This is a genomic window from Anabaena sp. PCC 7938, from assembly GCF_049315035.1.
GTDB classification, from domain to species: Bacteria; Cyanobacteriota; Cyanobacteriia; order Cyanobacteriales; family Nostocaceae; genus Anabaena; species Anabaena cylindrica.
The window spans coordinates 5,206,939-5,230,876 of sequence record NZ_CP186034.1 but is presented as its reverse complement, the minus strand read 5'-3'; the positions used below and the strand labels follow the sequence as shown (position 1 = coordinate 5,230,876).

Sequence of the window (23,938 nt, the reverse complement as noted above, 5' to 3'; positions counted from 1 at the left end):
TAGCGCTAAAGTGCCAACTACAAACCAAACCTAAATTCCCAAACATTAATTTACCTAAAAATTGTTTTAAAATGCAGATAAATTAAACAACCACAGCTTGTCCTAATCTCTTAAGAATTTGCAAAACTTCTGCTAATTCATGTCGTCGGGGAAATAGGGAAAATGTGCGTGATACGTCGTATTTGGGTGTATCTGTGAGAGTTAACTTGAGAAATATAAATTCGTCACCATTAGTAGCCATACCAAATACAGGTTTATCAGGTTGGTAAGTAGTTAACATATAAGCTAATAACTGAGGTATTGCTGCAGCAACTGGAATGCTATTTCGTTTAGATTCAACTACAAAAATCCAAAGTTTTTCTTGTACAACTAAGATATCAATAAAACCGCGAATTGTTTCTTCTGGTTCTTCAATTTCTAAATTGATGCCATAAGGTGAGCGAATTCGGTAAGGTGAATCTAGAAAACCTGCCAGTTCCAAAAGTGGCGAAACCACTAAAAGATTAATTGTCCCTTCTAATAATAGACTATCAATGCGATGATAATCATAACGTTGTTTGATGCGAATAACACCCGCTTGTTCTTGTGGGTTAAGTTCGGGTAAATCTGTGAACCATTCATTAAAAAAATTTTCATCTTCTGCTTGATGTAAGTTACAACGAGTTTGTAAATCATTCAAGCTTTTAATGGTGTCTGTAATTCCAACGCTAGAAACCATGTGCTGTTACCTTAGTTCTGGTTGCTGGAGAAAGTGCAAGAAGTGGGTTGAAAAAATAGTTAATCCATTGATTCTATGCTTATTATAAAGGCAATTTTATGTTAATTTCAAATTTGACAAATTAATCGCACGAATGTTAAGATATGAAGTATATTGAATAGGGTAAAATGTTTAAAAAATGGAAAAATTTTGTTTAAAAATAAATCCAACTGGGAAGGAATTGCGAGACTTTAAAATACGAATGTCTCTAGACAATCAGTTCTTTAATTATTCTTTCAAAGATATAATAACTTTATGGATTAAGTTTATAAATAATGACAATATTGATATTTTCTCTCAATTCACATTTGAGGAAATTCGAGATGAGTTGATTAAATCAGACAACTCTAATAATAAAGTCGATTTGCGAAATATGACTACAGAAGAACAAAATTTTTATGCTTATTTTTGTGAATATCAGCTCCGTTTAGAAAAAATAGAGCCATGTAATTACTTTGCTTATGTTAGGGAAATAGCACAGATTGATTTACAGGAGATTGCCAATAATATTAACAATTGTCAATTAAAACTAGAACAAATTGATACAAAAAAAGATGATTATGAAAAACAAATGGTTGAACACTTTAAAAGTATCAACACTAAAGCAAAAGAAGAAATTAATACTGTTAGTAGTGAACCTGAAAAATATATTAAGCCTTGGGTGATTTTATCTAGACTAAAGCCTTACAACTACAGGTGTTGTCCCGGAAGATATAATGTAGATAATTTTTCAGAAATCAAAATTAAATTCTTATTCTTAATTAATGGTCTTCATAAACATAAAATTGATCAAGAAATTAATAACTTAGAAAACTTATATAAAAATAACGTCCCTGATTTTTTTAGTTCCGTACAAAAATACATAATTGATTGTAATATTATAGACGATTTAAGACAAATGATTACAGAAAACACTTGTCTAAAAATGCGTGAAATTATTCTTATACCAGCGTTAAATTTTTATCAATTAAACGAAATAAAGTATTATGCTTTATTTGTTAATTTAGTAGCACTGCAAATAGAGGGTATATTCCATGATTATTGTTTGGAATTACTGATACAGAAATGAGAAAATTTAGTATTGGTGAAAAGCTAGATAAGATTTATCAGGAAAATCCAGACTTTTTTGATGCTGAATTTAAATCATTTAACACTTATTCTTGGGACTTAGAATATTTTAAATTTAAATTTCCTGTTCTGAGAAATAAAGTTGCACATGGTAAAATAATTGAAACTCAGCAATATCAGCATATTGCTAGTCTTCTGCTATTAGATTTATACTATGTTTGTAATTGTTTTTTTTTAGCTTATCCCTACGTTAATACAACTGATAAAAAAATCTTGGCAACTCTCGAAAAAGTTAAATCCGGTACATATACAACAAGTGATATTTTAAAAATAAAATATGCTATTTTCTATAAAAATAAGAAAAATAACGAAAATTCTTTTAAAGAAAGAGAAAATAAAACAATTTTAGAAGAAAAAGTCTTAAATTTTTATGATCTTCATGACATAGTTAAATATATTGACATAAATTGTCTCGAAGATACCTTTTTTGATTATTTATCTGAAGTTATAAATCAAGATAATGCAGTTGTAATCAAGGGAATTTATCAAATGATAGCTTCATATAAACAAGAGAAAATTAGAGAAGATAAATGCACTAAGTTAATAATAAAAATTCAAAACTTGCATCTACCCAACATTAAGAATATTAATATTATTACTTTTTTTGATGCTTTTTAATAGTTATTTAAAACCTAATCGTCATACTAGTGTCATATTAGTATATATGCAGCAGCTATAAAATATTAGTTTGTAGTGTACGTTAGTCGCATCATAAATATCAAAATTTCCTCTACCACAACCTAACCTACCATTTATACCAAATTACCTGCATTGAAAACCTGCTCAACGGTAATATTCAATTCTGGAAAAGTCTGCGATATAATTTTTTGATTCGCAGTAAAAATTGTTTCTTCATAAAGTCCATCTTCCAAAAGCAAAACAGAAATCTTAGATTCTAAAGGATCTACAATCCAATATTCAGGAACTTCCAAAGCCGCATATTCAGAACGCTTCTGACGATAATCTCTTTTTACTGACTCTGGGCTTACTACTTCTACAGTTAATAATGGTGGTGACTGAAATACTGCGGATGAGTTGATCAATTCTTTTGCTTGTTCCAACGTCACCACAGATAAATCAGTTAAACGAGATTTCTTGTTACCTGTTCTGACTCCAGTTTCTCGAAAACATAACCAAGGTAAAATCAAACGCTGAATTTCTTGATCTAGCATTTTTTAGAGAAATTTGACAATCAAAAAATGTTCAATTTTTGGTGGGTTCATCAATTCCAACTTACCATTTACCAATTCATACTTAAAATCAGTACCATCGTCATAATTTAAGTATTCCTCAAAGGTAAGGTCTTTGACTAATGTTGTTACCATCTCAACATCCTCCTAGATGATACTTTTATTCTAGTCTGTAAAGTAATGCGTAAATTTAATTATGAATAGTGATTTATCTTCTCTGCGAGTTCGAGATATTGGCGAACAAGGCCTTTTAGAAAGATTACAACGCTTTTGTCCACCAGATATAATTGGTGATGATGCAGCTGTTTTGGAAACTTTGCCAAATCAATCTTTGGTAGTGACAACAGATATACTCGTTGATGGTGTGCATTTTAGTAATGTTACCACTTCCCCCGAAGATGCAGGTTGGCGGGCTGCGACGGCTAATTTATCAGATTTAGCAGCAATGGGCGCTTTCCCCTTGGGTATCACCGTCGGACTGGGTTTACCTGGAGATGTCAGCGTTGATTGGGTGGAAAGACTATATCAGGGCATGACCGAATGCTTGCAAAAGTATAATGTGCCTATAGTTGGTGGTGACATTGTGCGATCGCCCATCACCACTTTAGCAATTACAGCCTTTGGTCAAGTTAACCCCGGTGTTATCATCCGTCGTTCTTCTGCACAGGTAGGAGATGCGATCGTCGTTACAGGTATTCATGGAGCTTCCCGTGCAGGCTTAGAAATACTTTTACACCCCGAAATATCACAAAGTTTCAAAACAGAAGAAAAGGCAGCTTTAATCAAAGCACATCAGCGTCCTAACCCCCGTTTAGATGTCCTTCCTATTCTCCAGGAAATCCTAAAATCTTCCTGCCCTATTCCTGTTGCCGGTATGGATAGCAGTGACGGTCTAGCAGATGCTGTATTACAAATCTGCCGCGCCAGTAAAGTAGGTGCAATCATAGAACACAAACGAATTCCCATGCTGTCAACTTTAAACCAGTGGGTAACAGCAGAGCGAATTTTACAATATGCCTTGTATGGTGGCGAAGATTTTGAATTAGTCCTCTGCTTACCACCAGAACCAGCATTCACATTAGTCCAACAGCTAGACGCAGGTGCAGCAATTATAGGTTCAATTACACCAGGCTTAACAGTCATTTTGCAGTATGAAAACGAAAAAATCCCCGACCAAGTTCTGAGTCTCAGTCAGGGATTTCAACATTTTTAGTCATTATAGCGGTATGCACTTGAATGAAATACATCATAGCCCCCTCATCGCTTGCGGGGAGGGGTTTGGGGGTGGGGTTCTTGTATCTCATTCAACCGAGAACCGCTATAGTTATTAGTCGTTAGTATTTAGACAACTGACAACTTAAATTAAACCCACTTCGCAGCTACTAATTCAGCCAAGTCTAGAACTCGTTGGCTGTAACCCCATTCATTGTCATACCATGCCATGACTTTCACCATGTCATTGCCCATAACGATAGTTAAGTTGGCATCAACAATAGAAGACTCATTAGCACCTTGGTAATCAGATGATACTAAAAGTAATTCACTGTAGCCTAAAATGCCTTTGAGTGAACCTTCAGAAGCATCTTTAAAAGCTTGGTTAACTTCTTCAGCAATAGTGCGCTTCTCAACCTGAACCACAAAATCCACCATCGAAACGTTGGGGGTAGGTACACGCAAAGCTGAACCATTTAACTTACCCTTGAGGTCAGGAAGTACCAAAGCCACTGCTTTAGCCGCACCAGTAGAAGTAGGGACAATGTTGATGGCTGCCGCTCTAGCTCGACGCAAATCACGGTGAGAAGCATCTAGTAACCGCTGGTCACCAGTGTAACTGTGCGTAGTGGTCATCGTGCCTTTGATGATACCAAATTTTTCATTTAGTACCTTGGCAATAGGAGCCAAACAGTTAGTGGTACAGCTGGCATTACTGATGATGTTGTGTTTGTTGTGGTCATAATCAAGATGATTTACACCCATAACAAAAGTGCCATCCTCATTTTTACCAGGCGCGGTAATGAGAACCTTTTTAGCACCTGCATTGACGTGCCTCATGGCCCCTTCTTTGCTGGTAAAAACGCCTGTTGATTCGATAATCAGATCAATTCCCCATTCTTTCCAGGGCAAGTTATCTGGGTTGCGATCAGATACACACTTAATCGTATGACCGTTAACGGTGATGGAATTATCATCGGCCGTAATGTCCGCATTTTGTAACTTCCCTAGCATCGAGTCATATCTGAGCAGGTGAGCATTGGTTCTAGGGTCAGAGGTGTCATTGATAGCGACAAGTTCAATTTGGCTATTTTCTCTACCTACCCAGCAGCGTGCGAAGTTCCGTCCAATGCGCCCGAAACCGTTGATTGCAACTCTAATCACAGTGTCTTGCCCTCTGTATTTATGCCTATAAGTTGATATCGTTGACCCCAATCATATCGCAAAGGGGGGGAGTGTTTATAACCATAAAGTGTCGAATCTAAAAAAAAACACAGAATTTATTCAGAATTGTTGGAGTAAAGGTTGTGGTTAGTGATGTAATAGCTGACAGACTCCGGGACTAAACCATGAATTGAATGGCTGACGCGACAAAATTCTCGGATTATACTTGACGAAACTCTTACTAAAGGTGTATGCAGTAATTGCCAGTGAATGATATGCGCTTGGGGCGATCGCTCTGCTCGTCCGAGGTGCCGTGTCAGCACTGACTTTTCAGCTTGTTCTTTCAGTTCTTGTTCCACTTGCTTGCAGATTGACTCACTTTGAGCTATAGTCTCACCACCTAGCAGTCGGGGTGCGATTAACCAATCACACATTTGTGCTAGTTCGTGTCCAAGATACCAACGGGGTAAAGTTTGGAAAGCATCCAAACCAATAATCCAGTACCAATTAGTATTTGGATAGCAAGTAGATAAATCAATCAGGGTGTTGATAGCATAAGAAGTCCCAGAGCGTTCTCTCTCAATTAATGAGACGGTAAACGCTGGGTTATTTGCCGTAGCTAGTTGCAGCATTGCTACTCGATGCTCAAACAAAGCCGCTTGTTTATGAGGAGGATTTTTTGATGGCACCCAAATCACCTGTTCTAGGTGTAATTGAGCCAGGGCTATTTCAGCTACAAGCAGGTGTCCCCGATGAATTGGGTCAAATGTGCCACCAAAAATTGCTAGTCGCTGCATCAAGTTTAGGGATTTGGGGATGGTGTTAGGGGCATATAACAATGATCAACCGACCTTTCTACCCGGACTAATACTTTGAGTCCAGGGAATTCTTGCTGCAATCAATATGAATTCAGTTGAATAATCTTTTCACTGCCTAATGTACTATTGTAGTCAATTCCCCCTGAGCCTTGAGGTAATTTCAAATCAGGAGCTAATTCCAGTACGATACTCAATAATATGTATTTAACATTACCAGATTTTTTTCCCGATGTAGTCTTAATTTTCAGAATAATCATAAGAAGATATCAGAAATATAAAAATCTCTCATGAGGGTAATATCTTTTTGAACAAGTAAAACAAAGTAAAAAATCAATCCCTCATACGGCTATGAAAATCTTACAGAAGCCGTATCTGTAAAAATCAAAATCCTGTTATGATACGCGTGTCATTTGTGATGATTGTGTGGTGTGGTGTCAGAGGAACAAAAGATGAGTAATTCTATAGATTTTAACGGTAGACCATTTCATTTCATTGGAATTGGCGGCATAGGAATGTCTGCCCTAGCCTATGTTTTAGCAAAGCGTCAAATACCAGTTTCTGGTTCTGACCTGCGTCCTAACCAAATTACTCGCAAGTTAGAATCTCTTGGCGCTCACATTTTTAGTAGACAAGAAGCGAGCAATCTTGAATTCTTTCGTCCCCAAGAATCAACTAATGGAGTATTATTAAATTCACAAAAACAATTACTTGTTGATCATACAATTTTGCCCCAAGTAATTTGTTCAACAGCTATCAACACCAGTAATTTGGAATACAAAGCAGCCCTAGAATTGGGTTGTCCAATTTTACATCGTTCAGATGTCCTAGCGGCTTTGATTGCTGATTACCACAGTATTGCTGTGGCAGGAACTCACGGCAAAACAACCACTAGTAGCATGATTGGTTATATGCTACTGCAAGCTGGTCTTGACCCAACAATTTTGGTAGGTGGTGAAGTCAACGCTTGGGAAGGAAATGCTCGATTAGGCGCAAGTCAGTATTTGGTAGCTGAAGCAGATGAATCAGATGGTTCTTTGGTGAAACACGCACCAGAAATTGGGATTATCACGAATATTGAACTCGATCATCCCGACCACTACGAAACATTAGAAGAAGTAATTGATACTTTCCAACAATTTGCTCAAGGTTGCAAAACCCTCATAGGTAGCATTGATTGTGAAACAGTGCGCGATACCTTCGGTCGCCTAGCACAAAGCTTGAAACCTACAATTAGTTATAGTCTACATCCAGATACCAATGCTGACTATACCGTTACCAACATTGACTACCGCGCTGATGGTACTACTGCACTAGTTTGGGAAAAAGGTAAAGCCATAGGTGTCTTGAATTTGCGACTTTTGAGTCGGCATAATCTTAGCAATGCTCTAGCCGCAGTAGCGGTGGGACGCTTACTAGGTTTAGAATTTGGTGAAATTGCCAAAGGCATTGCCACTTTTGAAGGTGCAAGACGGCGCTTTGAATTCCGGGGGGAAGCAGCCGGTATTACCTTTATTGATGACTACGCCCATCACCCCAGCGAGATTCGTGCTACTCTTGCCGCAGCACGTCTCCAGGCTAGACCAGGGCAAAGAGTAGTTGCCATATTCCAACCACATCGTTATAGTCGTACACTTACTTTTTTAGAAGAATTTGCCGAATCCTTTACCCATGCTGATGTAGTAGTCCTGACTGATATTTACAGTGCAGGTGAACCTGATTTAGGACAGATTAGTGGTGAACAACTGGCCGCAGAAATTGCCAAACATCACCAGCAGGTAATTTATCAACCAACCTTATCCTCAGTGTGCGAATCCTTGTTGTTAACTCTGCGACCGGGTGACTTGGCATTATTTTTGGGTGCAGGTAATTTAAATCAAGCAATTCCTGAAATCATTGCCACTCTCCGTGAACCAGCTACAGTTACGGCTACATCATAAGTAGAGCAGACTTGCTAGGTTTTGTTTTGTAAGTCAATTCTCAATCTAGCAATAGGTTCATTAGTTAAATGTTATTACCGGATTCAATCGGTAAAAAAAGTAATAGAAATTACCAATAAAAGCAACGATGACAACCTCCCAGGCAGTTGGAAACGTCTGTACGATTTCTGCTTTGACTACCAATAAACAAGAAACGATTAATTCTGTCGATGGTAATGTAATTTACTTACCCGGCACTGATTGTGTGATCAAGTCCCAGGCTTCTTTATCAGCATTTACTTCTTATAGAGTTGGAGGAGGGGCTGAATTGTACGTTGCTCCTCGCAACTTAGAAGCACTACAAGCTAGTATCAAGTATGCAAAAGAACTAGCTTTACCAGTAACAATATTAGGCGCAGGTTCTAATTTGTTGGTTAGTGATCAAGGTATACCCGGTTTAGTTATTGCCACTAGACATTTCCGTTCTAAGCATTTCGACCAACAAACAGGTCAATTAACCGTCGCTGCGGGGGAATCTATTCCTAGTTTGGCATGGGAAGCAGCAGATTTAGGATGGCAAGGCTTAGAATGGGCTGTTGGTATTCCTGGAACTGTTGGCGGTGCTGTTGTTATGAACGCAGGAGCGCATAATAGCTGTATTGAAGATATGTTAGTTAGTGCCGAAGTTCTCTCACCCGACGGGACTTTAGAAACTCTCACCCCGGCTGAATTAGGCTATAAATACCGGACTTCATTATTGCAAGGTGGCAAACGTATAGTTACCCAAGCTACCTTTCAACTTCAACCAGGTGCAGATCCAGCACTAGTTATAGCTACTACCAAGCAACACAAAAAGCATCGGCTTAGTACCCAACCTTACAATTTTCCCAGTTGTGGTAGTGTGTTCCGCAATCCTAACCCTTACTCTGCTGGGTGGTTGATTGAACAAGCTGGTTTAAAAGGCTATCAAATTGGTGGAGCGCAAGTAGCATTACTTCATGCCAATTTTATCGTTAATCGTGGTGGAGCTAAAGCCAGCGATATATTCTGTCTGATTAGCCATATTCAACGTGAGGTACAAGAACGTTGGTCAATTTGGTTGGAACCAGAGGTAAAAATGATCGGTGAGTTTCAACCTGTTTGTTTATAGGGATTAGGGATTGGGGACTGGGACAAGAAAATTACCAATCCCCAATTACCAATTACCAATTACCAATTACCAGCCACATCTATAATTGAATTTGATTTGTTATTCAAAGCATAAGTGAAAAATTAATTATGACATCAGGAAAAGGACAGGGCTTTGGTTTTGGTTTAGGAAAAATGAAAGAACTGGCTGACGCTTTCAAAAAAGCCCAGCAAGTTCAGGAAGGTGCCAAACTTCTCCAGGAACAATTGGAGAAAATGGAGATCCAAGGAGAATCGGGCGGTGGTTTGGTTAAGGTGATTGTCAGTGGCAACCAAGAACCTAAGCGGGTGGAAATTGCCCCAGAGGCATTGGCAGAAGGAGTCGAAGTACTTTCTGATCTGGTAACAGCGGCAATGAAAGATGCCTACAACAAGTCCACTGCTACTATGCGGGAAAGCATGGAAGAATTGACCAGTGGACTAGAATTACCTGGATTTTAGTCATTAGTCATTAGTCATTAGCTATGACTAATGACAAAGGAATTTTATGCCTTACAAGTTGCTTTTTGTCTGCCTTGGTAATATTTGCCGATCGCCCTCAGCTGAAAATATTATGAATCTTTTAGTTGATCAGGCTGATTTGGGAAATAGTATTTATTGCGATTCTGCTGGTACTTCTAGTTATCACATTGGATCAGCACCTGACCGACGCATGAGTGCTGCTGCGGTGACAAAGTTGGGAATTAAACTCCGTGGTCAAGCCCGTCAGTTTACAAAATCAGACTTTCAGGAGTTTGATTTAATTCTGGCAATGGATAAAGACAATTATGAAAATATCCTGGCTGTTGACCTTTCTGGGCAATATCATCATCAAGTCCGCTTGATGTGTGATTTTTGTTCTAGACACACCCTTAAAGAAGTTCCAGACCCCTATTATGGTGGTACTGAGGGATTTAATCAGGTGATTGATCTGCTCATTGATGCTTGTGAAGGTCTACTAGACTATGTTAAAAGTCAACAAGTTTAGGAAATAGGAGTCAGGAGTCAGGAGTCAGGAGTCAGGAGTCAGGAGTCAGGAGAAAGATAAATATTCCTCCCCTATCTCCCTCATCTTCCCCTGTTCTCCTGCAATCTATTCCACTAGACCATGCTTCATTGCAAAACGTACCAGTTCGGCTCGATTGCTGGTTGATGTTTTTCTTAATAAACTGCTGACATATTTTTCTACTGTTCGCGGACTCAGGTGCAGTTGATGTCCCATATCGGCATTAGAGAATCCATGGGTCAATAGTTCTAAAACTTCCTGTTCTCTGGCAGTTAGTGATGAAAGTACTGGGGATATATGAATTTGAGTGGACAGAGAATTATGGCTGTCTAATGTTTTTGTCGAGTGGGAAGCATCTAAGTTTTCTTGATGAGAAAAGCGGTACTCTGATTGAATAATTTGCGATCGCTCTAATAAATTACGAATAGCCGCAGCTAACTCTTCTAGTTCAAAAGGCTTAGGCAAATATAAATCACAGCCTGATTGATAGCCGAGAATCCTTTCTTGGGTTTTGGTACGAGCTGTTAACAAAATTACAGGTAATAATCTAAATTCTGATTGTTTACGCACCCGACGCACTAGTTCATAACCGTTCATCCTTGGCATGACAATATCTGTGACAATTAAATCAGGCTGGTTCTCTTCTACCATAGCCAAAGCCTCTTGACCGTCATCAGCCATAATCACCGCATAGCCAGACAGTTCAAGATAGTCGCTAATAGACAGACGAGTGCCCAGGTCGTCATCCACTACAAGGATCTTCAAGGGCATGGACAATACACCCCTAGCATTTTTGTTACTCAGCAATTTGCTTCTATAAACACCATCAATAGACACTGGCAATAATAGTGTTCTTATGTTTCATACTATGACAGGATTACCTACTAATGTCTGCCTGAGGGGATGATTTATAAAGAAAATCTTAAATCCCTAGGAAGTGTTAATAACATTTAACACACCTTCGACTTTTCTTACTGATTAGCCCCAGAGAGTTTATAACTCTTAACAAATCGCTGATGCAGATACCGTAATTGCTCACTTATTTATTATTTATTAGACCTCTCCGGTAATTAAATGTGCGTGGTTTGAAACCCTTGTAGAGACGTTCCATGGAACGTCTCTACATTCATTTTCGGAGAGGTCTATTGTAGAGTTCGTTAGATTCGATTATTTGGTAATAATCCACGGATTTTTAACATCTGACGCGCCTTACTAATATGCCAGTTGCGTAAGTCTTAAAATTAATATCGTTTTGATATCAAGGGAAGGACTTAATAATGCTATAATGATAGGTTAGATTATATGTAAAGTTAGTTGCATTTAAACCCATATTCAAGATTAAAAAAGCATCTTTACCTAAATTACGTCCAGTCTAAAGAAAATTTTAGGCATATTTAACACAAACAAAATTCTCAATGAGTGACAAAAAAGAAGGTTTCAAGGTTATCAGCGACAATCGTCAAGCCCGTTATTTGTATGAAATCATAGAAACCTATGAAGCTGGAATTCAGCTAACCGGAACTGAAGTCAAGTCGATTCGTGCGGGTAAGGTTAATCTCCAAGATGGCTATGCATTACTTCGTAATGGCGAGGCATGGTTAATAAATATACATATTTCTCCCTATACTTCCAGTGGACAATATTTTAATCATGAACCGCGCCGCACACGTAAGTTGCTGCTGCATCGCCAGGAACTTCGCAAGCTAATTGGTAAGGTAGAACAGCAAGGTTTAACCCTAGTCCCGTTAAAAATGTATCTCCAACGCGGTTGGGTAAAAGTAAGTATTGCCTTAGGTAAAGGTAAAAAACTCCACGATAAGCGCGAATCCCTGAAACGCCGTCAAGATCAGCGCGATATTCAACGGGCAATGAAAAGTTATTAATTCAGGAGGCAAGAGATAGGAGGCAGAAGGAACCGACGTTTAAAAAGGTAAGATTTAAGTGAAGACGCTTTGTATCTCTTGCTACGCCCTTTGTACCAATACCTTTTTTTAAACTGGGCTTTAGACCCAGAAAAGACAGTTTTTTCCTCCTGCCTTTTTTGTAATTGCCTACACGAATCATGAGGTAGTCTAGAATTTCAGTCTCCCCATGCTTTGAGCCGCAATAACCATGAACCAGGTAGACTATCTACGTATTAGTTTAATTGACCGCTGTAACTTTCGGTGTCAATACTGTATGCCAGAAGGGGCAGAACTGAATTATATCCTCAAGCAACAGTTGTTAAGTGATGAGGAAATACTCACCCTGATTCAAGAGGTATTTATTCCCCTTGGCTTTACCCGCTTTCGTTTGACTGGTGGAGAACCTCTACTGCGTCCTAGTGTGGTAGATTTGGTCAGCAAAATCGCAAATCTTCCCCAAACCCAAGATTTGGCTATGACTACCAATGGGTTTTTACTAGCCCCAATAGCACAAAATCTTTATGATGCAGGATTAAGAAGAATTAATATTAGTTTAGATTCTCTCGAACCCGACACTTTTGAGCAAATCATTGGTAATCATGGGCGTGGACGTTGGCAACAAGTTTGGGAAGGGATTCAAGCTGCTTATTGTGTAGGATTTGACCCGCTGAAGTTAAATGTTGTGGTAATTCCCGGTGTTAATGACCATGAAATTCTCAATTTAGCTGCCTTAACGATTGATAAACAATGGCATATCAGGTTTATTGAATTTATGCCTATTGGCAATGAATATTTATTTAGCGATCGCGGTTGGATATCTTCAGCTGATTTACGGTACAGTATTCGTGAACATTGGGGTTTAACAGAATCTCAGATTTATGGGAACGGTCCTGCTGATGTCTTTCAAATTCCGGGAGCTAAAGGCACGCTAGGATTTATCAGCCAGATGTCGGAATGTTTTTGCGATCGCTGTAACCGAGTACGTCTGAGTGCTGATGGCTGGCTACGTCCCTGCTTATTAAACGAAACTGGTCAAATAGACTTAAAGACTTCTTTACGTGCTGGTATTAGCACTGCCCAATTAAGACAACAAGTCAAACAATTACTAAACATCAAAGCTGAAATTAACTTTAAGCAACGCGATTCAGGTAGTTCTGGTACTTACACCCGTACCATGTCGCAGATTGGGGGGTAAGACAGTCCTGAGTCCTAGGTTGTGAGTCCTGAGTCCTGAGTAATCTAAACTCAGCACTCGGTACTCAGCATTTTCTTAGGCTTGACGTGAGTAGTATTCCACGACCAATAGTTCATTAACTTGGAGTGCTACCCATTCTCGCTCAATCACGCTGTTAACTTTACCAGTCAATTTGTTTTTATCAAATTCTAGGTGATTGGGGAGGTTAGCTAAACCAGGATATTGCAAATTAGCTTCTACCAATTTCTTGGATGCTTCTTTATTTCTGACAGCAATTTCCTCACCAGGACGGCACTGATAGCTGGCAATATTCACTACACGACCGTTAACAGTGACATGACCGTGATTTACCAATTGACGCGCCGCTGGAATGGTAGGAGCCATACCCATGCGAAAAACTGTATTATCTAAACGCATTTCTAGAAATTGCAGTAAGACTTGTCCGGTAGAACCAGTAACACGTCTAGCTTTTCGTACATAGCGCAGCATTTGCTTTTCAGTCAAACCGTAGTTTAAGCGGAGTTTTTGCTTTTCCTCTAGACGGATAGCATACTCAGAGCGCTTTTTACGGTTTTGGCCATGTTGACCTGGTGGATAAGCACGTCTAGGGCTTTTCCGGGTTAATCCTGGTAAGTCGCCCAAGCGGCGGACAATTCTGAGGCGGGGCCCTCTATATCGGGACATGAGTTTCCTTAATTTAATCCTGTTTAAACTTTACGCAAATATTCTATTATGACATTCCTCAAAGCAGTTGGCTAGAGTATTCTTGGTTTAATGATCTGTCTTCTGAAAAACTACCCCTAAATACTCGCTCTCTCGAACCAAGTAACTAGTTTCAATAGTTTTTGGAAGACTTCATTTCCACGGTACTAGCTTTAAGTAGGGTATTGCCCACCCAAAACAGTACTTACCAAGCTTTCAGGATTTTAACCCTGCGTTTCCATGTGTCCCACGGTACGTTTAACTCAGGTGTTGCTAAAAGACTGAGTTTTTAGGTTTAGTGACTGCTGACGCAATGTTGACTATGATTTGAGTCGTTTTCGCCACAAACTATCTACTATAGTCTAACCTGAGACAAAATTCATTCTCTGCTGTTGGGAATAGTTCAAAATCGTAGTATTAGGCTTTGGGACTATTTTAGACAATCGCGTCAAAATTTCTTGATTGCAGAGGAGTTTAAGCAGATTCTAAGTTAGCATAACCTTGGTGTTTGGAGAATAGCTTATGTTAGAGAGCAAAAAAGAAATTAGCAATTTTCAGAACCAAAACAGAAATTATGTTTTGAGAATTTTGACAGTACCAGTTGTAGCGATCGCAGGATTTTTGATAAATGTGATACCGAGTATAGCTGTTACAGATTCTTATAGAAATGATTACCGTGTCTGTGCGGCTCAATTATTGAGTGTCGGAGTGACAGCGCAAGCCGCATCTCAAGGTTGTTCTACAGCCCTGCGACCAAAAGATTTGTCTAGCTGTGTAGCTCAAATCAAAAAGCAGACGGAAATTGCCTCTACCGAAGCGCTTTATTCCTGTAGTAAAGCCCGTCGTCCTCAAGAATTAGCGGCCTGTGTAGTTGGCATCAGCAAGAGTACTCAGAAGGCAATTGACCCAACCACCTTAACTTACTGTGGACGCAGTTTATTACCCGTGACTTTTGCTCAGTGCGTCGTTGGCTTGCGTAAAGAAATTGATTTAACCCCAATTCAGTCGTTGAACACTTGTATTAATGCTAGTGACAGAATTATTAGTATTGGGGAAGGATCTACAACAGCGCCTGGATCAAATCCTAGTCTTGAAACTGCTCCTATGCCATCAACTCCCAGTGGTAGCGGTATCTAAGAGTTGAATTTGACTGTAATTTTTACAATCGTAGGGTTGGCAAATCGTCCACCCTACTAGTCCATCAAGCCAACAATGGCTGGTGTAGGCAAGTTTAGGGGATATTAGGACTTTTTTCCTGTTTTTAACCCCTCAAATTTACTTTTCCTGACTACTACGACTGTGTGAGAACTTTGCTTTCCACACATATTAGCCGCGCTCATGGCGTGAAGAAGAGCCATGAAAGATATTTTACTGTCGTCTCCAAATTAGATTAATCAAAGTTGTCTAACCAAAAATTAGCAGATTATGTCTAAACTTTGGTCGGCTTAATCGTCTTGATTACCAAAAACCATTTGTAGAATCATCGGCATACCTCCATCTTGGTGATATTTATCTGCCCAAGCTCGAATAATTTCATCCAATTCTTCCATGGCTTGTTCCATCTGTTCGAGGGGTATATCCAGTTCTTCTACAGCACGCATGGCATTCGCTTTCCGTTCTGCCCAATCTTTCATCATGCGGAAGTATCGAGCGGTATCTTCCACCATTGTGTAAGTACGCTCTTGATCGTCTGCGGGGGCATAGAAAGGACGAGTGAGGGCGTAGAAAGGCATTCCCCAAGGAGAATCAATGCGTGTCACTGTACCTGAATAGAGCAAACGGCGCTTGATATGTTCTGCCAAGGCTTCACTCAGGGGCATTTGGTGGTGTGGTGGTAACTCCTCTTGCGATCGCTTGTGGAGAAACTCTATTAACTCCAAAAACTCGAAGGATGTAACTAACTGAGCATCAGGCAGGTTCTTGGGCAGTTTACGCTCAATTTGCCTTTTTTCCTCACTAGTCAGGCTTGTACCAGGAACACGAGATCTTCCTGGCTGCCAAGGATATTTTTCCATCCACACATAAGGCAATTGAATCAGATAGCGAGGTTCTTGGGAACCCAGCATTTTTAGCAATTTACCTTCAGTTAGAGCTTGTCTCACTTCTTCGACAATTATTTTGACTCGCTTTGGCTCAAGGTGGTGCAAATGCCCAGTCATTCGCAGGTTTTGTCCCTGCTCCAGATAGGTCATATAAATCGCACACTTAGCTGCTGTTGCGGCTGCATCTAAAAATGCTCCATGCCTGTGTCCACTTGTCCGCATGGCACTAAAAGCTAGATAAAGCATGATCTGATCCATCGCACTCGGACCAAGACGTTTGATCAGATCTATGTCGTTACTCATATTGACAGACAGATGAATAGCACGTTTACAAGAGTGGTAGTCAAATTAAACTATCTATTTTACACCCAAATGCAATTTTTGTCTTCACACTAGATGAAGATTTTTATGCTTTTACCCTAAAATTGCTTGGTTTTAAATGACTCAGGGTGTAAATCGTTAACTTTATACAGCGGAGGTAGTTCTGCGCACCACTAAAAATTATGGACTTTTGCTGCATCAGGTTAATAATTGGATGATGCAGCTAATAAAGTATAAACTGTGGTGCATTTAAATTGCTTTTTTGTCAACTGAAATCTCTGCTGCTAGGCGGCTTAATTATCAAACCAACCTATAATCTAACACCAAATTTATCCAAATTGAGAAATATAACAATTACTGGAAATCAAAAGTAAATTATTACCCCCGATATTTAGTTTCATTGTTCTTCATCCTTTGATTATTGGTATTAGAAGATTGTAAATGATTACGCATTTTTTCAAAGCTGATAGCAACTGCACCACCAGTGACTAACAACACTCCCATGATTTGCACAATATCCAATTTTTCCTGAATCATCAATCCAGCAAAAATCACGGTTACAACTGGGACAAGCGCGCCGATAATAGCCGATGGTGGCCCACCTAATTTGCGAATTCCAAAATTATTAAACAAATATCCGCAAAGAGTCAGGACACCCAACATAAAAGCACTTAATATCACTTCCAGTAAATTGGCTGATCTAATTGCTAAACTCCAATCACTTGGTAGCGGTACCATTAAGCAGATGAAGCTTAATAGCAACATGGTGGCGAAGTTAATTAAAGCAAAAGAAACTGGATGCAGTTTCGGAGCGCACAACCTAGTAAGAATTACGTAAACAGCAAAAGCCATTCCGGACATAATTCCAGAAATAATTCCTAAAGAGGTATTATTCATACCATTTGAATAACTACCTAAGATTAATAATTCACCACAAAAAATGCCGAAAATAGCACCAGCGCTGAATAAATTGGGGCGTTCACGAAAGAGGAACCATGCTAAGAGTCCATTAACCAGGGGATAGATAAAGAAGAGTGCGACCGCAATACCAGTTAAAACTTTACCAATTGCAATATAAATGAGTACTTGGGACAAAAACAACAAACAGCCACCCACGACTGACAAGATTAATACTTGTTTTGTTTTTGCCTGATTGGAAGTAGCATTTCTCCCTACTGAATCAAATAAATTTTGTAGATCTTGCCAAACAGAGGGGTGTAAAATGGGAGCCAAAAGTAACATTAATGGCACAACAACTAATAATCTCAGCATCAAAATTAAGAAAATATTCCCCAAAGTTGGTGCAATCAATTGCTGCGTCTCGAAATTTCCTAGAAAATCAGAACCTTTGTAAAAAAGCGCCTTTACCGCTACGTTGTAAAGTGATGACATCACTGTTGACAACACAACCAACAGGAAACCCACCTGAACCGGTGACCAATTTGGAGAACTACGGGATCTTTCTCTTCTGGTTGTTGTTTCCCGTCTGGGTGTGAGTGGGGGTGAGTATTTTGATTGCTTTGGTGAGGAGTCAGGAATGAGAACAGAAATTGGCTCAGGTGTGGTTTTTTGAGTTGATGATTCTGATGTTGATTGCTCTGTGAAGGAATCAGGAGTCTTAAAAGACATTGGCTCAGGTGTATTTTCCTGAGTCGATAATTCTGATGTTGATTGTTTTGTGGAAGAATCAGGAGTCTTAAAAGACATTGGCTCAGGTGTATTTTCCTGAGTTGATGATTCTGATGTTGACTGCTTTGTGGAAGAATCAGGAGTCTTAAAAGACATTGGCTCAGGTGTGTTTTCCTGAGTTGATGATTCTGATGTTGACTGCTTTGTGGAAGAATCAGGAGTAAGGACAGAAATTGGCTCAGGTGTATTTTCCTGAGTCGATAATTCTGATGTTGATTGCTTTGTGAAGGAATCAGGAGTCTTAAAAGACATTGGCTCAGGTGTGTTTTCCTGAGTTGGTGGTGATGTAACTACAGCCTCTGTTGATGATGAATTTTCGCTCTTTGGTGACTCTTGAGGAAACAGAGAAATTGGTTCAGAAATGATTCTCTCTGGAGATTTCTCCAAGAAACCGTTTTTGTATGGCTCATTTAGTTGTAATACAGTTGGCGCACCTCCTGTTAACACCTTGAGAGAAGTTGTTTCTCTGGTTTTGTCCAGTTCCCCTTTGAGACGATTAATAAATTCTGCTAATATGTCTTCTCCTTCTTGCTGTTGGTCGTACATTCGTGACAACTGCTGGGAAAGATGACTTTGATAATTTTTTAGTTCTTGTTGCAGCGAGCTAAAGGCAATTGTGACACTATCATCCAAATTGTCCAACATTTGACCAACATTTTCATTGATCTGACTAGCTGCGAGGGGATTAACTTCCGCAGATCTCAATGTGACTCGTTCGGAAGATTCACCTTCAATTGATTGGGCGGCTAAAGTCTTTAGTGAAGATTGTAGTTGTGAAGATATATGCTTTGCCAAAACTTCAGCCAGCTGACGGATTAAAACTTGCTGTTCAGTAATTTGTCGAGCTTGCTGTAACTTTTCTTTTTCTTCGGTCAATCGTTGAATATCATTAGCTAAACGAGTTTTTTCGGACTCCAGCCGCTTTACGTCGTCTTGCAACGATTTCAGAACATTCTTTTGAAGATTTTCTAAATCCTCGACCACATCCCAGAGGGCGTTTTCTGCTGCTCTGGATAAGTCGCCTCGGATTCTTGGGTTGTCTGGTCGCTTCTCAAATCGCCCCATTAGTTTATAACCTCTAACACCTTGACGATAAATCAGTTATCAGTTGTCAGTTATCAATTTTTAGGCTGATAACTATTCACTGTCTACTGATAACTATTCACTGTTTACTGTTCACTGTCTACTTGTTCACTGATAACTGTTTCAAAGCCTTGCAGATGGGTAGGTTATGAAAAACCAAAATTTGTGCGAAATGTAAAGTGGGTGACAGTTTCCGTTGCTTTAGGGAATTAAAGTATTGTTCTATAAAAAAGAAAATATACTACCATTCCCTGCATAATATTCTAATAAATGAGTCGAAATTCTGCAAAAATAGGCTGTATTTTTAGCACCAATTGCAGAATATGGTGGTTTTAAATCCGTGGGATTCAATAGGGCTTACGCAACTGGCATATTAATTAGGATGTGTCAGACTCGATAATTTTGGCAACAATCAAGAAATTTTCAACATCTGCCGCATCTTATTAAGAAACATTAAGTATGACGCTTGCGTAAGTCTTATTCAAGTTGAATGTGTGAGTACAGCACTGAAGGTTTTGTAGTGAAACAGGAAGCCCTACTTAACTGTAACCCTAGAATGTATTGCATTTCATAGAGAACCAGTATGTGAGAATCTCCATAAATTTCATTTTCAATTTAAGATCATCCGGATAATGCTGAAGATGGTGGCGCTGATAATGGCACTAATGGGGACTGTAATTACCCAGGCTGAGGCTATTCCTTGGAGGGTTTGGAATTTAATTGATTTTAGGTTCTGTACTAGTCCAATACCGACTACACCGCCAACTAGGGCATGGGAGGTGGATACTGGTAAGCCAAATCGAGAAGCTAGTAAGATGGTGGCAGCGGTGGCTAGTTCGGCACAGAATCCGCTACTAGGTTGCAAAGAAATGATGTTTTCGCCAATAGTAGCGATGACTTTTTGACCCCAAATGGCTAAACCGGCGACGATGCCAAGACCACCAAGGATCATAATCCAGATGGGGATGGTGAGGCCGTTAATGGGGACGCTTCCGGTTTGATTGATGTAGGATATGACTGCGAGGGGTGCGATCGCATTGCCGACATCATTAGAACCATGTGCAAAGGCAACAAAGCAAGCACTCAATAGTTGAAAACGAGCAAATAAGCTTTCAACGGGATTGGGAATTGGTGATTGGGAAAAAGATTTTTGATTGTCTTGTAGTTTTTTCCAGCTATAGAGTGTCAGTCCAATAGCTGCTGCTGCACCTGTAAATATGGGGATGTCGTGAGTAGGTATGTTTAAACCAACTTTTTTGATTAAATAATTTGTTAGTGGTTGGGTGAGGGTTGGAAGCACAATTACACCGAAGATAGTTATTAAAATCGTGCTTAACCAGGGAATCCATTCTTGTAATTGCGCTACTGGGTGAGGTTGAGCTAAAATCCAACGCTGAATGAGACTGTAAAAAAAAGCGGCAACAATACCACTAATTACAGGTGTTAAAATCCAACCGATGGTAATTAGACCAATAGATGACCAATCTATGGCTTCTATGCCTAATGCTACCCAAGTAAAGCCTGCGATCGCACCGACAACTGCATGAGATGAGGATACAGGTAAACCACGTGAGGTGGCAATTTGCAGCCATATTCCAGCGGCTATCAGTACCGTTACCATCCCTAAAAGTAAGGTTTGCGGTGTGGTGGTAAATAATTCGGGGTTAGCAATTTTCGTCCCTAATGTTTCTGTCACTCCATGTCCAAATAAGACAGCACCTGTAAATTCTAAAATTCCGGCAATAATGATTGCTTGTTTGAGGGTGATGGCTTTAGAACCGACAGAGGTTCCCATTGCATTAGCAACGTCATTTGCACCCAGGTTAAAAGCGACGTAGAAAGCTAAAAAAGCGATTATGATCATTATTGTCTGAATCAGGATTTACAGGATTTTAGGATGTACAGGATTAATCTTGATTATTTTTCATGTATTTGTTTAATCTTATTAATCCTTGCTTGGTCTACGGCTTGTGATAAATCTTGAATCAGGATTTACAGGATTTTAGGATGTACAGGATTAATTTTGATTATTTTTATGTATTTGTTTAATCTTGTTAATCCTTTAATCCTGGGTATCCTGATTGAGACAATTAATCCAAAATGGGTTTACGGATAAATCAAAATTTTATAGGTTTCTGGTGTGGGTGCGTAGGCGCAGCTCGTCGTAGACATCGCTTGGTCTACGGCTTGTGATAAATCTTGAATCAGGATTTACAGGATTTTAGGATGTACAGGATTAATTTTGATTATTTTTATGTATTTGTTTAATCTTGTTAATCCTTTAATCCTGGGTATCCTGATTGAGACAATTAATCCAAAATGGGTTTACGGATAAATCAAGATTTTATACGTTTCTGGTGTGGGTGCGATCGCTTGGTCTACGGCTTGTGATAAATCTTGTAAGGGATAGCGATCGCTAATTAAAGCTTTAACATCAATACGGCGATTAAATACTATATCCGCAGATAGGCTTTGCAGACGGTAGGATGAGCTATAACTACCCATTAAATCAATTTCCCGACGATAGAGAATATTCGGGTTGAGAGGAATTTCGAGTTCATCAGGAAATTCAGCGAAAAAGAGAATTTTTCCACCTTTGCGGGTACAGTCTAAGGCTTGAAAGAAAGCTTTATCACTGGGTACAGCTAACAAGGTGACATCAACACCCATTCCCCCAGTTAAAGCTTGAATTTTTGCAGGTAAATCGGGATCTCGCGCATCGAACGCGGCTTCTGCACCTACATTTAGAGCTTTTTCAATTCTAGAGGGAAGTAAGTCAGTTGCGATCGCTCTAGCACCAAAATACTTCACCAACATCATAAACATTAACCCAATTGGCCCCGCCCCTGTCACTAATACAGTTTGTCCCGGTGCAATTTGAGCCTTTTTGACTGCTTTTAAACAGCAATTAGTCGGTTCCACAAAACTCGCTTCTTCAAAACTGATATCATTCGGTATGGGAATCAACCCCCCATTCTGGACAATGTGTCCTGGGACTTTCACATACTCAGCAAAACCGCCACCACTGGCGTTAAAACCTGCGGTAGTGGAGATATTTTTATAAACATCGCACATGGAAAAATTATCATTTAAGCAATAGGAACAACGCATACATGGGATATGGTGCATCACTGCCACCCGTTGTCCTACCGTCCACCCCTTCACATTAGCACCTACAGATGCGATCGTTCCAGCAGTTTCATGTCCAAATATGCGTGGTGGTTCATAGAGGGGATAACGAATTTTTTTAATATCTGACTGACACAACCCCACAACCCGCACCTGCACCAGCACTTCATCTGCTTCTAGGGTAGGAACTGGAATTTCTTCGTAGGATAATTGATTTACGCCTCTAAAAACTTGTGCTTTCACGTTGGTTTCTTATAGTTTAACGTTACTAGATTTAGCATTTTGTGGTGAACTTTAGGTTATGAAATTTGAGATTTAATATTACTCGTAAATATTGGTACTTCTTTACTGAGTAAATCGAGAAGTTCAACAAAACTCAACAGTGGGTTTTTCAAACTTTGAGATTGTCGCTATAATACCGCAATAACTTGTTGTGGATAAAAATTATATAGTTCAGTTAAAAATACATCTGGAGATTGTGCTTTAATTTGCCAAGGAGCTAAATCCTTCTCTTGAAAATGTTTCAGGTTTGAGGTAACAATTATATTAGCTTTAACCACTACAGCCGCAGCCATAACATGACGGTCTCCAAGGTGATTTGTCATAACTTGAACTAACCCAGACGGTACTTCAACCATAGCCTCTGGAAAATGTATTTTTATTTGTGTCTCAAGATTCTTTGCTTTATCTGATTGCATTTTATCTGTGAGTACAAGATCCCGAGTTGCACCATCAAGGATTTCTTGTGACCAAAAGGGTATATATAAACCGCCCCAAGCACAACGAAGTAGAGTGTCGCGCAAGTACATTGGAAACAAAACACAAGAGTCTAATATAACCAAGTGTCTAGCCATTTTAAGTTTTTAATGACTCCTATTCATAAAATCCTGCTTCTTGACTCATTTGAGTTAGCTCAGTCAGAAATTTATCACGTTTTATATCTCGATTTTCCTTGTATTTCATTAAATCACCAAATCTCACACGTCTATGAGTTCCTACCATAATATAAGGAAGTTCACCTTGTTCTAATAACTTAATCAGATAGGGACGTGAAACATTTAACAAATCAGCCGCTTGTTGAGTTGTGAGTTCTGGATTGTATGTAACTATAGATACATAATTGCCTAATGCCATTTCCCGGACAATTTCACGTAATACATCAAAAACAGAATCAGAAACAGCGACTTCTTGACCATTAGCTACTAATCTTAGTTGACTATTTTCCTGTTTGAGTAATTCCGCAAGTTGTTTTATAGCTTCAGTTTCGTTTTCTGTAACGATGTTGGAAACAGTATGTTTATTTTGGTTAGATAGGAAGGTAGTCATAAAGATATTTTTGGATTTTTTTCATTATATTACATAAACGCAATAAACGAAACAGATAACTCATCACTTAGTAATACTAATTTTATATGAGGCGGCACATAATCATCAAATTGATCAAATCATCTGTATTCCATCTGTGGTTATCTGTGTTTATCTGCGATTAATTATGATTAGCTATTTTATACAACT

Annotated in this window: 21 protein-coding genes and 1 pseudogene; 10 read left to right on the top strand and 12 right to left on the bottom strand. The window is 39.2% G+C overall.

Going from position 1 to position 23,938, the window contains the following annotated elements; translation table 11 throughout:
• Positions 1 to 82: 82 nt before the first annotated feature.
• Entirely contained in the window at positions 83 to 718 is a 636-nt protein-coding gene (locus ACOWPH_RS23500; protein WP_015212528.1) for a type I restriction endonuclease, read from the bottom strand.
• Positions 719 to 896: 178 nt separating this feature from the next.
• Between ACOWPH_RS23500 and ACOWPH_RS23495 the strand changes: the two genes are divergently transcribed.
• Together ACOWPH_RS23495 and ACOWPH_RS23490 are read left to right on the top strand one after the other, a co-directional pair.
• The gene (locus ACOWPH_RS23495; protein WP_042464429.1) at positions 897 to 1,826 is read left to right on the top strand and encodes a hypothetical protein; all 930 of its coding nucleotides are present in this window, start codon (positions 897 to 899) and stop codon (positions 1,824 to 1,826) included.
• Positions 1,823 to 2,503: a hypothetical protein gene (locus ACOWPH_RS23490; RefSeq protein WP_150110983.1), complete on the top strand. Its 681-nt coding sequence runs from the start codon at positions 1,823 to 1,825 to the stop codon at positions 2,501 to 2,503. Before ACOWPH_RS23495 ends, ACOWPH_RS23490 begins: the two co-directional genes overlap by 4 nt.
• A 134-nt stretch (positions 2,504 to 2,637) precedes the next feature.
• Here the strand turns inward: ACOWPH_RS23490 and ACOWPH_RS23485 are convergent.
• Positions 2,638 to 3,210 (bottom strand): annotated as a pseudogene (locus ACOWPH_RS23485) (Uma2 family endonuclease).
• A 61-nt stretch (positions 3,211 to 3,271) separates the two neighbouring features.
• Here ACOWPH_RS23485 and thiL point away from each other — a divergent pair.
• A complete protein-coding gene (thiL, locus tag ACOWPH_RS23480) occupies positions 3,272 to 4,288 on the top strand; it encodes a thiamine-phosphate kinase (RefSeq protein WP_015212527.1) in 1,017 nt (338 codons plus the stop codon).
• A gap of 149 nt (positions 4,289 to 4,437) precedes the next feature.
• On the opposite strand, the gene ACOWPH_RS23475 is transcribed toward thiL, so the two are convergent.
• A complete protein-coding gene (locus ACOWPH_RS23475) occupies positions 4,438 to 5,451 on the bottom strand; it encodes a type I glyceraldehyde-3-phosphate dehydrogenase (protein ID WP_015212526.1) in 1,014 nt (337 codons plus the stop codon).
• Between the two features lie 116 nt (positions 5,452 to 5,567).
• A complete protein-coding gene (gene nadD / locus ACOWPH_RS23470; RefSeq protein ID WP_015212525.1) occupies positions 5,568 to 6,248 on the bottom strand; it encodes a nicotinate (nicotinamide) nucleotide adenylyltransferase in 681 nt (226 codons plus the stop codon).
• A gap of 470 nt (positions 6,249 to 6,718) precedes the next feature.
• Here nadD and murC point away from each other — a divergent pair, with 470 nt between their 5' ends.
• The 4 genes from murC (at position 6,719) to ACOWPH_RS23450 (ending at position 10,340) form a co-directional block, all read left to right on the top strand.
• On the top strand, positions 6,719 to 8,206 hold the full coding sequence (murC, locus tag ACOWPH_RS23465; RefSeq protein ID WP_015212523.1) for a UDP-N-acetylmuramate--L-alanine ligase: 1,488 nt from the start codon (positions 6,719 to 6,721) through the stop codon (positions 8,204 to 8,206).
• A gap of 127 nt (positions 8,207 to 8,333) precedes the next feature.
• Positions 8,334 to 9,335 carry a UDP-N-acetylmuramate dehydrogenase gene (gene murB / locus ACOWPH_RS23460; RefSeq protein ID WP_015212522.1) on the top strand — a complete coding sequence of 334 codons (1,002 nt, stop codon included), beginning with the start codon at positions 8,334 to 8,336 and terminating at the stop codon, positions 9,333 to 9,335.
• Between the two features lie 128 nt (positions 9,336 to 9,463).
• Positions 9,464 to 9,814 carry a YbaB/EbfC family nucleoid-associated protein gene (locus ACOWPH_RS23455; protein WP_015212521.1) on the top strand — a complete coding sequence of 117 codons (351 nt, stop codon included), beginning with the start codon at positions 9,464 to 9,466 and terminating at the stop codon, positions 9,812 to 9,814.
• A gap of 46 nt (positions 9,815 to 9,860) precedes the next feature.
• Positions 9,861 to 10,340 carry a low molecular weight protein-tyrosine-phosphatase gene (locus ACOWPH_RS23450; protein ID WP_015212520.1) on the top strand — a complete coding sequence of 160 codons (480 nt, stop codon included), beginning with the start codon at positions 9,861 to 9,863 and terminating at the stop codon, positions 10,338 to 10,340.
• Between the two features lie 105 nt (positions 10,341 to 10,445).
• Here the strand turns inward: ACOWPH_RS23450 and ACOWPH_RS23445 are convergent, their stop codons facing one another.
• The gene (locus ACOWPH_RS23445) at positions 10,446 to 11,129 is read right to left on the bottom strand and encodes a response regulator transcription factor (protein WP_015212519.1); all 684 of its coding nucleotides are present in this window, start codon (positions 11,127 to 11,129) and stop codon (positions 10,446 to 10,448) included.
• 644 nt (positions 11,130 to 11,773) lie between these two features.
• Between ACOWPH_RS23445 and smpB the strand changes: the two genes are divergently transcribed.
• Together smpB and moaA are read left to right on the top strand one after the other, a co-directional pair.
• On the top strand, positions 11,774 to 12,241 hold the full coding sequence (gene smpB, locus ACOWPH_RS23440; protein WP_015212518.1) for an SsrA-binding protein SmpB: 468 nt from the start codon (positions 11,774 to 11,776) through the stop codon (positions 12,239 to 12,241).
• Positions 12,242 to 12,470: 229 nt separating this feature from the next.
• Complete coding sequence (moaA, locus tag ACOWPH_RS23435) at positions 12,471 to 13,457, top strand: GTP 3',8-cyclase MoaA (RefSeq protein WP_015212517.1); 987 nt, start codon at positions 12,471 to 12,473, stop codon at positions 13,455 to 13,457.
• A 75-nt stretch (positions 13,458 to 13,532) separates the two neighbouring features.
• Here the strand turns inward: moaA and rpsD are convergent, their stop codons facing one another.
• Entirely contained in the window at positions 13,533 to 14,141 is a 609-nt protein-coding gene (rpsD, locus tag ACOWPH_RS23430; protein ID WP_015212516.1) for a 30S ribosomal protein S4, read from the bottom strand.
• A 540-nt stretch (positions 14,142 to 14,681) separates the two neighbouring features.
• On the opposite strand from rpsD, the gene ACOWPH_RS23425 reads away from it, so the two are divergent.
• Positions 14,682 to 15,296: a hypothetical protein gene (locus ACOWPH_RS23425; RefSeq protein WP_015212515.1), complete on the top strand. Its 615-nt coding sequence runs from the start codon at positions 14,682 to 14,684 to the stop codon at positions 15,294 to 15,296.
• Between the two features lie 308 nt (positions 15,297 to 15,604).
• Here ACOWPH_RS23425 and hetR read toward each other — a convergent pair whose 3' ends face one another.
• The 6 genes from hetR to ACOWPH_RS23395 all read right to left on the bottom strand — a co-directional run bounded on the left by hetR (position 15,605) and on the right by ACOWPH_RS23395 (position 23,749).
• Positions 15,605 to 16,504, bottom strand: a complete 900-nt coding sequence (gene hetR / locus ACOWPH_RS23420) for a heterocyst differentiation master regulator HetR (protein WP_015212514.1) — start codon at positions 16,502 to 16,504, stop codon at positions 15,605 to 15,607.
• Positions 16,505 to 16,900: 396 nt separating this feature from the next.
• Positions 16,901 to 19,276, bottom strand: a complete 2,376-nt coding sequence (locus ACOWPH_RS23415; protein ID WP_015212513.1) for an EamA family transporter — start codon at positions 19,274 to 19,276, stop codon at positions 16,901 to 16,903.
• 628 nt (positions 19,277 to 19,904) lie between these two features.
• Positions 19,905 to 21,158, bottom strand: a complete 1,254-nt coding sequence (locus tag ACOWPH_RS23410) for an inorganic phosphate transporter (RefSeq protein WP_015212512.1) — start codon at positions 21,156 to 21,158, stop codon at positions 19,905 to 19,907.
• A 461-nt stretch (positions 21,159 to 21,619) separates the two neighbouring features.
• On the bottom strand, positions 21,620 to 22,666 hold the full coding sequence (locus ACOWPH_RS23405; protein WP_015212511.1) for a zinc-dependent dehydrogenase: 1,047 nt from the start codon (positions 22,664 to 22,666) through the stop codon (positions 21,620 to 21,622).
• Between the two features lie 167 nt (positions 22,667 to 22,833).
• Entirely contained in the window at positions 22,834 to 23,277 is a 444-nt protein-coding gene (locus ACOWPH_RS23400) for a PIN domain-containing protein (RefSeq protein ID WP_015212510.1), read from the bottom strand.
• A 19-nt stretch (positions 23,278 to 23,296) separates the two neighbouring features.
• Positions 23,297 to 23,749: a helix-turn-helix domain-containing protein gene (locus tag ACOWPH_RS23395; protein WP_015212509.1), complete on the bottom strand. Its 453-nt coding sequence runs from the start codon at positions 23,747 to 23,749 to the stop codon at positions 23,297 to 23,299.
• Positions 23,750 to 23,938 lie beyond the last annotated feature (189 nt).